The sequence below is a fragment of the Streptomyces sp. NPDC037054 genome, from assembly GCF_055606745.1.
In genome coordinates this window covers 405,350-418,191 of the sequence record NZ_JBVJSJ010000002.1, presented here as the reverse complement: position 1 = coordinate 418,191, position 12,842 = coordinate 405,350, and the positions used below count along the sequence as shown (strand labels likewise).

Genomic DNA, 12,842 nt, shown 5'->3' with positions numbered 1-12,842 from the left:
GACGCCCACGGCGGTGACCGCCGTGGGCGTCAGGTCCTGCGGCACAGAGGCCCGGCCATGCACCGGGGACCGGTCAGCGGCCCACCGCGCAGGCGTCCCCGTTCAGCATGAACCGCCGCGGCGGCGACGTGTCGCCCGTGTGCTCGACGAGGTAGCCGAGGGTGACGCTCGCGCCCGGGGCGATCGTCGCGTTGTGGGAGGCGTTCGACGCCCTGATCACGTTGCTCAGCTGGGTGAGGTCCGTGTTCCAGTCGGAGACGATCGTCTGGCCGAGGGCGACCGGGAATTCCAGGTTCCAGCCGTTCACCGGCGTGCTGCCGGTGTTGGTGACGGTGAGGTCGACCGTCTGACCGGTGCCCCAGGACTTCACCGTGCGGTCCACCCGGCAGGTGGGTGCCTCCTTCGCGAACGACACCCGGTGCAGGCCGCCCGGCAGGTCGTTCACCACGTAGAACTCCCCGGCCGCCGTCGTGCCGATCGTCGTCACCTGCGTGGGCATCTGCCCGATCTCGGCCTGCTCGTAGCCGCCGTTGCCGTCGGGGCGCAGCGCCCAGACCGTGGACGAGCAGTAGTCGGTGGCGATGTACGTGCCGCCGACCAGGTCGGCGTACTGTCGGCCCCGGTAGACCTGGCCGCCGATGACCGAACAGCCGCCGGTGTACGGGGAGTACGTGAAGACCGGCTTCGTGTACGTCTCACCGGCCACGCAGTCGCCGCCCGCGAACTTCTCCAGTCCCTCGTAGCAGGACCAGCCGAGGTTCAGCCCGCCCCGGCCCGGCGCGAGGTGGTTGATCTCCTCCCAGCGGCCCTGGCCCACGTCGCCGATCCACATCGAGCCGTCGGCCGCGTCGAAGGAGAAGCGCCACGGATTGCGCAGTCCGTACAGCCAGATCTCCTCGCGGGCGCCGGCCTTGCCCACGAAGGGGTTGTCGGCGGGGACGCAGTACGGCAGCGGGTCGCAGCCTCGGCTGACGTCGATGCGCATGATCTTGCCGAGAAGGGTGTCGAGGCGCTGCCCGGCGTCGAAGGGGTCGCCGGAGCCGCCGCCGTCGCCGATGCTCCAGTACAGCTTGCCGTCGGGGCCGAACGCGAGCTGGCCGCCGTTGTGGTTGTTGTACTCGGCGTGTTCCTGGGAGAGCAGGACCTCCAGGCGGGACTCGTCCAGGCGGTAGCGGGCGAGCGTGACCGCGCCGTCGGGCAGCGCCGTGTACGCCAGGTACAGGTCCTGGCTCGCGGCGAAGTCGGGCGGAAGCGCGAGGCCGAGCAGGCCGCGCTCGTTGCCCGACTCGTCCACGGCCGAGGTGATGTCGATGAGCGGGGTCGTGGCCAGGCCGGTGTCCGGGTGGTAGACGCGGATCGTGCCGGACTTCTCGGTGATGAACAGCCGGTTCGTGCCGTCGTCGGGCGCGACCAGGGCGGTGGGGCGTCTCAGGCCGGAGGCCACCTGGGTGGTGGTCGCCTTCAGCGACGGCAGGGGCGTCGTCGCCGCCGCGGTGGCCGTCTCGGGCGACGTCGCCGCGGTGGCTGCCCGACGGGCCGTTGCCGTCTCGGCGGCCGTCTTGGCAGAGGCGTCCGTCGTGGTGGCCGCCTTGGGAGAATCGTCCGTCGCGGCGGCCGGCAGTGGGGAGAGTGCGGTCAGCATGAGGGCGAGTAACGGTCCGATCCAGCGACGTCGTGGCATCTCGGCTCCATAACTGCATGGGGGACGTGCATGAAGGACGAGGGGCGCGGGAACGCACCCGACCCGTTCATGGCATGGATATGACAACGATCCAGCCGTGGGAGCGCTCCCGCGCCTCCAGGCTGCGCGCCCTCACGCGCGGGCGGCAATGTTTGAACGCGCCACTTTCGCGCCGCATGGCGCAAAGCATGCGGTGACCGACCCCGGGTCTGCGCAACGGACGCGGTGACCGACCCCGGGCCCGCGCAACGAACGCGGTGACCGATCTTGGGCCTGCGCAGCGGACACGGTGACCGACTGGAGCCCCGCGCAACAGACGCGGCCACCACCCCTGGGCCTACGCCTCAAGTGCCGGTCCTCACGGACCCTTCGCCCGATCCCTCGCGCGGGGAACGGCGGTTAGCGTCGCGGCATGCGTATAGGAATCCTTGGCACCGGCAATGTCGCCCGCGCGCTCGCCCACGGCTGGAAGGGCGCGGGCCACGACGTCCTCCTCGGCTCCCGTCACCCCGAGGACCGGGCGGATCTCGGCCTGCCCGTCGCGGGCCTGAGCGATACGGCGGCCCACGCAGATGTCCTGGTGAACGCGACCCCGGGCACCGTCTCCGTGGAACTGCTGCGCTCCATCGGCGCCCCGGCCATGGCCGGCGTCCCGCTCATCGACGTGGGGGTCGGCCTCTCCGACGACTACACCCAGCTCTCCCACCCCAACAGCAGCCTGGGCGAGCAGATCCAGGAGGCCTTCCCGGGGACCCCCGTCGTCAAGACGCTGTGCACGATGGACTCCACCGTGATGACCGCCCCGAACGACCTGGCGGGTCCGAGCACCGTCTTCCTGTCCGGTGACGACCCCGAGGCCAAGCGGCTCGTGGGCCGGCTGCTCACCGACCTCGGCTGGTCCCCGGAGTCCCAGCTGGACATCGGCGGCATCACCACGGCCCGCGGTCAGGAGCACTTCGCCTTCCTCTTCATGGGCATCGCGGGCGGCCTGGGCGCCCACACCTTCAACATCAATGTGGTGGCCCGGCGGCCCGCCGACTAAGCCCTCCGGCCGGGGCCTCCGACCAAGACCTCCGACCAGGAACTCCGACCGGGGCCGCCGACCAGGACCTCCGGCTAGGCCCTGCTCGGCTGCCTCTCGGGAGCGGCGAGTGCTTCGGTCTTCGGCCGACTCGCGCCGCGCGCACCGCCGCCCGGCCGCAGCTGTCCCACCACCGTCGCTCCGAACGCCACCGCCATGCCCGCCAGTTGGACCGGGGTCAGCGCCTCCCCCAGCGCCGCCCAGCCCACGATCGCCGCCGTGAGCGGGGAGAGCGGGCCGAGGAAGGTGACCTGGGTGGCGCTGAGGCGGCCGATGCCGCGGAACCAGAGCCAGTACGCCACCGCGGTGTTGGCCAGCGACAGGTACAGGTAGCCGCCGACCGCCGCGCCGTCCAGCGCGGGCGGCGCGCCCTCCACCAGGAACGCGACGGGGGCGATCAGCAGGCCGCCGACGGTCAGTTGCCAGCCGGTCAGGGCCAGGGGGCCCACGCCGTCGGGGCGGCCCCAGCGCTTGGTGAGGACCGTGCCGGTGGACATGGACGCCGTGGAGGCGAGGGCCGCGAGGACGCCGACCGTGTCCAGGGCGCCGGCCGCCTTCAGGACGACCAGGCTGACGCCGAACGCCGCCGCGATCCCGGTGAGCACGGTGCGTACCGTCGGCCGCTCCCCCAGCAGCATCGCGCCGAGCCCCGCGACGAACAGCGGCCCGATCGAGCCGACGACCGCGGCCATGCCGCCGGGCAGCCGGTACGCCGAGAGGAACAGCAGCGGGAAGAACGCGCCGATGTTCAGCGCGCCCAGCACCGCGGCCTTCCACCACCAGGCGCCGCGCGGCAGCACCCGGGCGAGCGCGAGGAGCAGCAGACCGGCGGGCAGGGCGCGCATCAGCCCGGTGAACAGCGGGCGGTCGGCCGGGAGGAATTCGGTGGTGACCGCGTAGGTGGTGCCCCAGGAGATCGGGGCGAGCGCGGTGAGGGCTATGAGGGCGGGGCGGCGGCTCGTGGCGCCGGTGGCGGTGACGGTGGCCATGGGACACACCCTTCGATTAGGTCGGCACTAAGTAGCTTACCCCTAAGCTACTTTCCGTCAAGCCACTTTCTTGCGCACGACCGGTGGCGGCCGGATACTCGCCCCATGAGTGCACGTCCCCAGCGGCCCGAAGACCGGCGCGAAGACCGGCGCACGGACCCCGTCGACGCGATCGTCGACCAGTGGGCGGCGGTGCGGCCCGATCTCGACACCCGCGCGATGGAGGTGTTCGGCCGGATCTACCGCCTCTCCCGCACGATGGGCGACCGGGCGGAGAAGGCGTACGCCCCCTTCGGGATCTCGCGCGGCGAGTTCGACGTCCTGGCGACGCTGCGCCGCGCCGGCGAGCCGTACACGCTGTCGCCGCGGCAGCTCTCGGCGACGCTCATGCTCACCACGGGCGGGATGACCGGCCGTCTCGACAAGCTGGAGCGCGCGGGGCTGCTGCGCCGCTCCCCCGATCCGCACGACCGCCGCGGCCTCCAGGTGACGCTCACCGAGAAGGGCCTCGACGTCGTCGATCAGGCGGTCGGCGCGGGTCTCGCCGCGCAGACGGCCGCCCTGTCCGCCCTCGACGACGAACAGGCCGGCCACCTGGCCGACCTGCTGCGGACCTTGCTCGCCGGGACGTACGGCCCCGAGGACTGAGCCGGTCGGGGACTCACGCCTCCCGGCCGGTCACGGCCGCCGGCCCACGTGGGCCGCGACCGCCGCCTCGATCGCGGACGGCTCGGCAGCGTCCGCCGCCCAGGCCACGTAGCCGTCGGGGCGCACCAGCAGCGTCGTACGACGCCGGCTCACCCAGCGGGTCACCGCCAGCCGGTCCTCGCGGGCGGCGCCGCCGTCCTCGTACGGCTCCGGCGTGATCAGCACGAACCGGCCGCCGCGCAGCACCTCGTGGAGGCGGCCGGACTCCAGGGCGACGTCCGGCACGCGCGTGCCGGTCAGGCGGTGGGCGCCCCGCGGGGCCGGGTAGCGGTAGCCGATGCCGGTGACCTGGCCGACCATCCTGCGCCGGGCGGGGCCGACGTGGTCGAGGACCGCGGTGAGCGCGGCGCGCAGGGCGAGGGTCCAGGGGCGCTTGGCCATGGCGAGCCGGACCATGCCGCCGCTGCTGCGCAGGACCGCCCTGCCGACCGGGTGGCGCTCGGCGTGGTACGTGTCGAGCAGGGCGTCGTCCGCGTGACCGCGCAGCACCTGGGCCAGCTTCCAGCCGAGGTTGGCCGCGTCCTGGAGGCCGGTGTTCATGCCCTGCCCGCCGGCCGGGCTGTGGACGTGCGCGGCGTCGCCGGCGAGGAACACCCGGCCCACGCGGTAGGCGGGCGCCTGGCGTTCGTCGCTGTGGAAGCGGGACATCCAGCGGGCGTCGTGCATGCCGTAGTCGCGGCCGAGGGCGAGGCGGGTGATCTCCTTGATCTCGTCCAGGTCGAGCGGGGCGTCGTCCGGGACGTTCCTGGCGCGGTGCCAGCCGATCACGCGGTGGTAGCCGTCCCCGAACGGCGCGATGAAGGCGAAGGCGTCACCGACGGCGTTGACGGTGAGGAGCGTCTCCGGCCGCTCGGCGAGACGGACGTCGGCGAGGATGACGGAACGGATCACCGACCGCCCGGGGAAGGGCACCCCGATGGCCTCGCGCACGGCGCTGCGCATCCCGTCGGCGCCGACGACGTACGCCGCCCGCAGCCGCCGCTCCGCCCCGCCGGGCCCTCGCACCTCGACGGTCACGCCGTCCGCGTCCTGGGCGACGCCGGTCACCTCGGTCTCGTACCGGAAGTCCACGCCCGCCTCGGCCGCGCGCCGCTCCAGCGCCTTCTCGACCTCGTACTGCGGGAGGACCAGGAGGTGGTTGAAGCGGGACGGCAGGGGGCGCAGGTCGAGGGTGAGCCGGCCGAACAGGCGGAGGCGGTCGAGGGGGCGGCCGAGGGACTCCAGGGCGTCGGCGAGACCCCGGGCGTCGAGCTGTTCGAGGGTGCGGGCGTGCAGGACGAAGGCGCGGGAGAGGTTGCTGATGCGGTGCGGGCGCTTCTCCACGAGGGTGACGCGGATGCCGGCGGCGGCGAGGTCGCCGGCCAGGAGGAGGCCGGTGGGGCCGGAGCCGACGACGATCACGGAACGGGTGGGGGCTGTGAGGTCCGCTGTGCCACTTCCGGGGCCGGTGCCGGTGCCGGTGCCGTTCATCTTGGGCCTCCTGATTGCCAACGGGTGTTGACCAACGCTTGTTGACCACCGTAGACGCGGCTCGGAGTTCGCGTCAACAGTTGTTGGCCTACGGGTGTGGGCGCACGGCCGTTGGCGAACACTTGTTGGCGAACATCCGTGGGCCTACAGTCGTTGACATGCCCGACGCCCCCGCCCCCGCCCCCGCCTCGCCGACCTCACGGGTCCGCTCGCCCGCCCCCGCCACTCCCCGCCGCTCCGACGCGACCCGCGCCGCGATCCTCGACGCCGCCCGCGAGCGCTTCGCCGCCGACGGCTACGAGCGGGCCACCATCCGCGCCATCGCCAAGGACGCGGACATCGACCCCTCGATGGTCATGCGCTACTTCGGCAACAAGGAGGGCCTCTTCGCCGCGGCCGTCGCCGTCGATCTGAAGCTGCCCGCCCTGGGCGTGCTCCCCCGCGAGGAGGTCGGGCGCGCCCTCGTCACGCACTTCCTCGCCATGTGGGAGGAGAACGAGGTGCTCACGGCCCTGCTCCGGGTCGGCGTCACCAATCAGGCGGGGGCCGAGCGGATGCAGGGCATCTTCCGGGACCAGTTGCTGCCGGTCGCCCTGGAGGTGTGCCCGGACCCCGAGCAGGTCCCGGCGCGCGCCGCGCTCGTGTCGACACAGGTCCTCGGGATGGCGCTCGCGCGCTACGTCCTGCGCTTCCCGCCCGCCGTGACGCTGAGCCGCGAGGAGGTCGTCGCGTGGCTGGCGCCGACGGTGCAGCGGTACCTCACGGCGCCGCACCCGTGACCGGAGCACCCGTGACCGGAGCACCACGGGAGGGCCGCGCGCACGACGAAGGCGCCGCCCTCGTCGTCGTACGGCGCGGGATGCGCGTGCGTACGGCGGCGAGGACGGCGCCTCGTGAAAACAGCGAGCCGGACCGGTAGCCCGGGCCGGGACCCCGTGGCGGGATGCCCGGGCCGGTCGGTGTCAGGCCTGGATCTGGGGCCTGGCCTCGGCCTTGGGCTTCTCGTGGCGGATGGTCGACCGGTCCAGGACCATCACGGCGCCGGTGATGAGGGCGAACAGCGCGAGGGGGGCGACGACGAACCAGCCCAGCGTCTCGATGACGCTCAGGCCCGGCCCGGGGTCGTCGCCGTCGTCGCGCGTGACAGCGAGCGCGGGGGACGACATGAGCAGCATCATCAGCGTCGTACCGGCTGCCAGGGCGCCGGCGCGCAGGGCGTTCTTCTTGTCCACGGTGCCAAATTAGCCGACGCCGCTCGGGGACGCTCAGTCGGGGGTGCGTTAGCGCTCGGCCGGGGGCGCGCCGGAGCGCCGGGCACCACGGCTACCCGGCCCCCCGGACCACCTCCAGCAGCGCGTGCAGCCGCGGCGACGACGTCAGTTCCTCCAGGGTCACCGGGCGGCCCTCGGCGTCGGCGATCGGCAGGCGCCAGTTCGGGTACTGGTCCCAGGTGCCGGGCAGGTTCTGCGGGCGGCGGTCGCCGACGCCGTCCGGGAGCCAGACGCCGATCATGCGGGCCGGGGTGCGCAGCAGGTACCGGTGGACGGCCTGGATCCCGGCCTCCTCCTCGGTCGCGCCGTGCCCGACGCCCGTGCCGTGCAGCAGGCCGAGTTCGCCGAGCCGGTCCAGCCACTCCCCGGTGTCGGCGGCGGCCTCCGCGCGTTCCTCCTCGAAGGGCCGGGTGAGCAGGCCGAGCCGGTCGCGGAGTTCGACGTGCTCGCCGGTGAGGCGGGCGGCGGTGGGCGGCAGGTCGTGCGTGGTGGCGGTGGCGAGGCAGTCGGCGCGCCAGCGGTCGGGCGGCAGGGGGCGGCGGTCGCCGTCCCAGTCGCGCTCGAACCACAGCACCGACGTGCCGAGCACCCCGCGCTCGCGCAGCGCCTCGCGCACGCCGTGCTCCACGGTGCCGAGGTCCTCGCCGATGACGACGGCCCCGGCGCGGGAGGCCTCCAGGACGAGGACGGCGAGCATGGCCTCGGCGTCGTAGCGGACGTAGGTGCCCTCGGTGGGCGGGCGGCCCTGGGGGACCCACCAGAGCCGGAACAGGCCCATGACGTGGTCGATGCGCAGCGCGCCCGCGTAGCGGAACAGGCCGCGCAGCAGGCGGCGGAAGGGCTCGTAGCCGGAGGCGGCGAGCAGGTCGGGGCGCCAGGGCGGCAGGCCCCAGTCCTGGCCGCGGGCGTTGAAGGCGTCGGGGGGCGCGCCGACGGACATGCCGGCGGCGAAGTGGTCCTGCTGCGCCCAGGCGTCGGCGCCGCCGGGGTGCACGCCGACGGCGAGGTCGTGCACGATCCCGACGGGCATGCCGGCGTCGCGTGCGGTGCGCTGGGCGGCGGTGAGCTGGGTGTCGGTGAGCCAGGCGAGGCGGCAGTGGAAGTCGACGCGGTCCATGAGGTCGGCGCGGGCACGGGCGGTGTCGGCGGAGCGGGGGTCGCGCAGGCCGGCAGGCCACTGGTGCCAGTCGGGGCCGTGCACCTCGGCCAGGGCGCACCAGGTGGCGTGGTCCTCCAGGGCCTGGCCCTGCTCGGCGAGGAAGTCGCAGTAGGCGGCGCGTCTGCCGGGGCCGAGGGGGACGTCGAGGACGAGTTCGAGGGCCTCCCGTTTCAGGTCCCAGACGGCGTCCCGGTCGATGAGGGCGCCCTTGTCGAGGACGGCCTCGCGCAGCCGGGCGGCGCGTTCCAGCAGGCCGCGCACCCGGTCGGGGTCGTCGACGTGGGCGTACTCGGGGATGTCCGCGACGCGCAGGTGCACCGGGTCGGGGAAGCGGCGGGAGGAGGGGCGGTACGGGGAGGGGTCGGTGGGGGCGCCGGGCACGGCCGCGTGCAGCGGGTTGACCTGCACGAATCCGGCGCCGGCGGCGCGCCCGGCCCAGGCGGTCAGCTCGGCGAGGTCGCCGAGGTCGCCCATGCCCCAGGAGCGGCGGGACAGCAGCGAGTACAGCTGGACGAGGAGCCCGTAGGCGCGGCCCGGGGGCGTGGGCAGCCGGGGCGGGGCGGCGATCAGGTGGGCGGTGGTGGTGCGTCCGTCGGGCGCGGTGGCGGTCAGGCGGTGGACGCCGGGCGGGAGGTGTTCGGCGGACGCGCGGGTCTCGCCCTGTTCGGTCTCGACGCGCAGGCGGGTGCCGTCGGGCAGCGCGGCCAGGGCGGCCGGTGGCGCGGCGCCCCAGCACACCACGGTCGGCGGCAGCAGCCGGCCGCGCAGTTCCCGCTCCCGGTCGGCGAGCGCGGCGCGCACGGCCGCGGGGCCGCCGGCGTCGACGCCGAGGGCGCCGAGGGCGGCCGTGAGCGCGGTGGCCGGGGCCGTGACCGTACGGTCCGGGGAGGGGCTGTAGGAGGTGGCGACGCCGTGCAGGTCGGCGAGCCGGGACAGGTCCTCGGTGGGGGGCTCGGCCGGCTGGGGCGCGGTCATCTAGGGCTCCGGGCGGAAGAGGTCCGGGCCCTCGGGGAAGTCCTGGTAGTCGTGGCCCGGGTAGTCCGGGTACGACGCCGCCGGGTAGGTGTCCGGCTCGCTGGCGAGCGGGGCGGCGTCGGCGAGGGGCGGCTCGCTGGTGAGGGGTTCGGCGTCGGGCAGCGGCGGCTCGCTGGTCAGCGGGGCCTCGGCGCAGGTTCCCTCCGCGCTGAACACGCAGTAGCGCAGGGTGTCGGGTTCGGCGGACGACTCCGCCACGGGTTTGGACGGGGCGGGGATCGAAACGTCTACCGGTACAGCCACGGGGGCCTCCTTGTGGGGCACGGCTTGTGTGCGGGTAGAGGCAGCCCTACCCAGCACGCGCGAAGGCAGGCGCGTTGAGACGAACATCGTGTTCCTGGTCACATTCTTCAGCCTTGCCCACGTCATGGGCCGGGGCAAACAACGCACATCGACCACTGTCGTTGACACCCTCGCCGCGCGGATGGTGGGCTCGGTGGTCGTGCTCCCCGTGAGTGCCGCAGCGACCAGGAGGGGGCCCGTGCAGTTCGGGCGCAGGAAGAGGGCCGCCGCCCTCGCGTTCGCCGTCGTCGCCGGTGCTCTCGGCGCGTCTCCCGCCGCCGTGGCGGCGCCGCCCGCCCCCGGTACGGCCACGACGTCGCCGGACTCGGCCGGGCCCGGGGTCTCCGTGTGGCCGCGCCCCCAGTCGCTGCGGACGAACGGCGCGCCGGTCCCGGTCACCGAAGAGGTCGCGCTGGTCGCGGACGGCACGGTGGACCCGTATGCCGTGGAGGCGCTGCGGGCGCTGCTGCGGGAGGCGGGGGCGCGCCGGATCACCGAGGTCGCCGCGGGCGAGCCGCTGCCCCCGGGCGCGCTGGTGGTGCGGGCGGGCCGGGAGAGGCCCCGCGGTGACGCGCGGCACGAGCTGCCGTCGGGCGGGTACCGGCTGACCGTGGGCAGCGGCGGGGTCATGCTGTCGGGCGCCGGCCCGGACGGACTGTTCCACGCGGTGCAGACGCTGCGTCAGCTGGTGCGCGAGGACGGCACGATCGCGGCCGTGGAGGTGCGCGACTGGCCGGGCACGGCCGTGCGGGGCATCACGGAGGGCTTCTACGGCACCCCGTGGACGCACGCGCAGCGCCTGGGGCAGCTCGACTTCATGGGCCGCACGAAGCAGAACCGGTACCTGTACGCCCCCGGCGACGACCCGCACCGGCAGGCGCGCTGGCGTGAGCCGTACCCGGCGGAGCGGCGCGCGGAGTTCCGGGAGCTGGCGGAGCGGGCCCGCCGCAATCACGTGACGCTCGGCTGGGCGGTGGCGCCGGGGCAGGCGATGTGTTTCGCGTCGGACGACGACGTGCGGGCGCTGACGCGGAAGCTGGACGCGATGTGGGCGCTGGGTTTCCGCGCCTTCCAGGTGCAGTTCCAGGACGTCAGCTACAGCGAGTGGCACTGCGAGGCGGACGCCGAGCGGTTCGGGTCGGGGCCGCGGGCGGCGGCGCGGGCGCAGGCGCGGGTCGCGAACGCGGTCGCACGGCACCTGGCGGACCGTCATCCGGACGCGGCGGCCCTGTCGTTGATGCCGACGGAGTACTACGAGGACGGCGCGACGCCGTACCGGGAGGCGCTGGCGGGCGAGCTGGCCGCGGGCGTCGAGGTGGCGTGGACCGGCGTGGGCGTGGTGCCGCGGACGATCACGGGGCGCGAACTGGCCGGGGCGCGGCAGGTGTTCGGCCGGCATCCGCTGGTCACGATGGACAACTACCCGGTGAACGACTACGCGCCGGGCCGGGTGTTCCTGGGCCCCTACCAGGGCCGTGAGCCCGCCGTGGCGACGGGTTCGGCGGCGTTGCTGGCCAACGCGATGGAGCAGCCGGAGGCGTCCCGCATCCCGCTGTTCACGGCCGCCGACTACGCCTGGAACCCGCGCGCGTACCGGCCGCAGGAGTCCTGGCGGGCGTCGATCGACGACCTGTCGGCGGGCGACGACCGGCGCGAGGAGGCACTGGCGGCGCTGGCCGGGAACGACGCGTCGTCGGTGCTGGGCGCGGACGAGTCGGCGTATCTGCGTCCGCTGATGGAGGCGTACTGGAAGGCGCGCGCGCAGGCGGCGGACGCCGCGGACACACCTCAGGAGCGCCGCCTGCGGGAGGCGTTCGGGGTCATGCGGGACCTGCCGGAGCGCCTGTCCGGCACGGCTCTGGGCCGGGAAGTCGCGCCGTGGGCCGAGCAGTTGGAGCGGTACGGCGAGGCCGGTACGACGGCGCTGGACATGCTGCGGGCGCAGCGCGCCGGGGACGCGGCGGCGGCCTGGACGGCGTACCGGAGGCTCGGCGAGCAGCGTGAGCGTCTGGGGTCGGCCCGGGTGACGGTGGGCAAGGGGGTGCTGGACCCGTTCCTGAGCCGGGCGCAGAAGGCGTACCGGACGTGGACGGGCATCGACCACGAGCCGGTGACGACCGCGGGCGACGAGGCGGAGTCCCACACGGTCCGTTTCCCGCAGGCCCGTTCGCTGTCGGCGGTGACGGTGCTGGCAGAGCCGGGCACGAAGGGCGACGTCGAGATCCACGTCCCGGGCGAGGGCTGGCGCCGGGTGGGCCGGCTGGACGGGGCGGGTGCCACGGAGGCGGCGGCGCGGCTGCGGGCCGACGCGGTCCGGGTCACCGGCGCGGGGCCCGGCGGCGTACGGCACGTGGTGCCGTGGTTCGGCGACTCCCCGGACGCGTCTCTGGACCTGACGCCGGAGTCGGCGGACGTGGAGATCGGCGGCGGGGAGAGGCTGACGGCGCGGCTCGGGTCGCGGCGGCCCGGCGACGTGCGCGGCCGGCTCACCGCCGAGGCGCCCGAGGGCGTACGGGTGCGGCTGCCGAAGGAGGAGCTGACGCTGCCGCGCGGCACGACCGTGGACGTGCCGGTCGAGGTGAGCGTGGCGGCGGGGACGCCGGCCCGCTCGTACGACGTCCGGGTCTCCTTCGGCGGCGTGACCCGCACGCTCACCGTCCGGGCGTTCCCGCGCACCGGCGGCCCGGACCTGGCGCGCACCGGCACGGCGCGCTCGTCGGCCGACGAGACGCCCGACTTCCCGGCGTCGGCGGCCAACGACGGTGATCCGGCGACGCGTTGGTCGTCCCCCGCGGAGGACGGCGCCTGGTGGCAGGTGGAACTGCCCGGCCCGGTACGGCTCGGCCGCGTCGCCCTGCACTGGCAGGACGCCCACGCCGCCGCGTACCGCGTCCAGGTCTCCCCCGACGGCCGCCGCTGGCGCACGGCGGCGACGGTACGGGACGGCAGGGGCGGCCGTGAGTCGCTCCGCATGGACGAGCGGGACGTGCGGTACGTACGCGTCCAGGGCGACAAGCGGGCCACGCGGTACGGGTATTCGCTGTGGTCGGTGGAGGCGTACGCGGTGGCGGAGCGGTCGGCGGACGACTGAGGAACTCCTCGGCTCCTGCGCGGAAACCCTTCTGGAATCCCTCCAGCCAGCTATTCACTCAGTACATGTACTCAG

General features: G+C 74.6%; 10 protein-coding genes. 4 read left to right on the top strand and 6 right to left on the bottom strand.

Annotation, left to right across the window (positions count from 1 at the left end):
- Positions 1-73 precede the first annotated feature (73 nt).
- Positions 74-1,642: a PQQ-dependent sugar dehydrogenase gene (locus ACZ7D7_RS06840; RefSeq protein WP_470822886.1), complete on the bottom strand. Its 1,569-nt coding sequence runs from the start codon at positions 1,640-1,642 to the stop codon at positions 74-76.
- A 451-nt stretch (positions 1,643-2,093) separates the two neighbouring features.
- Between ACZ7D7_RS06840 and ACZ7D7_RS06835 the strand changes: the two genes are divergently transcribed.
- Positions 2,094-2,723, top strand: a complete 630-nt coding sequence (locus ACZ7D7_RS06835; RefSeq protein ID WP_470822885.1) for an NADPH-dependent F420 reductase — start codon at positions 2,094-2,096, stop codon at positions 2,721-2,723.
- A gap of 74 nt (positions 2,724-2,797) precedes the next feature.
- Here ACZ7D7_RS06835 and ACZ7D7_RS06830 read toward each other — a convergent pair whose 3' ends face one another.
- A complete protein-coding gene (locus ACZ7D7_RS06830; protein ID WP_470822884.1) occupies positions 2,798-3,751 on the bottom strand; it encodes an EamA family transporter in 954 nt (317 codons plus the stop codon).
- Between the two features lie 105 nt (positions 3,752-3,856).
- On the opposite strand from ACZ7D7_RS06830, the gene ACZ7D7_RS06825 reads away from it, so the two are divergent.
- Entirely contained in the window at positions 3,857-4,399 is a 543-nt protein-coding gene (locus ACZ7D7_RS06825; protein ID WP_470822883.1) for a MarR family winged helix-turn-helix transcriptional regulator, read from the top strand.
- Positions 4,400-4,429: 30 nt separating this feature from the next.
- Here the strand turns inward: ACZ7D7_RS06825 and ACZ7D7_RS06820 are convergent, their stop codons facing one another.
- Complete coding sequence (locus tag ACZ7D7_RS06820; RefSeq protein WP_470822882.1) at positions 4,430-5,929, bottom strand: FAD-dependent monooxygenase; 1,500 nt, start codon at positions 5,927-5,929, stop codon at positions 4,430-4,432.
- Positions 5,930-6,087: 158 nt separating this feature from the next.
- On the opposite strand from ACZ7D7_RS06820, the gene ACZ7D7_RS06815 reads away from it, so the two are divergent.
- Positions 6,088-6,708 (top strand): TetR/AcrR family transcriptional regulator, encoded by a 621-nt coding sequence (locus ACZ7D7_RS06815; protein ID WP_470822881.1) that lies wholly within the window; start codon positions 6,088-6,090, stop codon positions 6,706-6,708.
- Between the two features lie 183 nt (positions 6,709-6,891).
- On the opposite strand, the gene ACZ7D7_RS06810 is transcribed toward ACZ7D7_RS06815, so the two are convergent.
- From ACZ7D7_RS06810 to ACZ7D7_RS06800, 3 genes are all read right to left on the bottom strand, one after another.
- Positions 6,892-7,161, bottom strand: coding sequence for a hypothetical protein (locus tag ACZ7D7_RS06810; protein WP_470822880.1), 270 nt, complete (start codon positions 7,159-7,161; stop codon positions 6,892-6,894).
- A 91-nt stretch (positions 7,162-7,252) separates the two neighbouring features.
- The gene (gene malQ / locus ACZ7D7_RS06805) at positions 7,253-9,334 is read right to left on the bottom strand and encodes a 4-alpha-glucanotransferase (RefSeq protein ID WP_470822879.1); all 2,082 of its coding nucleotides are present in this window, start codon (positions 9,332-9,334) and stop codon (positions 7,253-7,255) included.
- Positions 9,335-9,637: a hypothetical protein gene (locus tag ACZ7D7_RS06800; protein ID WP_470822878.1), complete on the bottom strand. Its 303-nt coding sequence runs from the start codon at positions 9,635-9,637 to the stop codon at positions 9,335-9,337.
- Positions 9,638-9,875: 238 nt separating this feature from the next.
- Here ACZ7D7_RS06800 and ACZ7D7_RS06795 point away from each other — a divergent pair, with 238 nt between their 5' ends.
- The gene (locus ACZ7D7_RS06795; protein ID WP_470822877.1) at positions 9,876-12,767 is read left to right on the top strand and encodes a beta-N-acetylglucosaminidase domain-containing protein; all 2,892 of its coding nucleotides are present in this window, start codon (positions 9,876-9,878) and stop codon (positions 12,765-12,767) included.
- Positions 12,768-12,842: the final 75 nt, after the last annotated feature.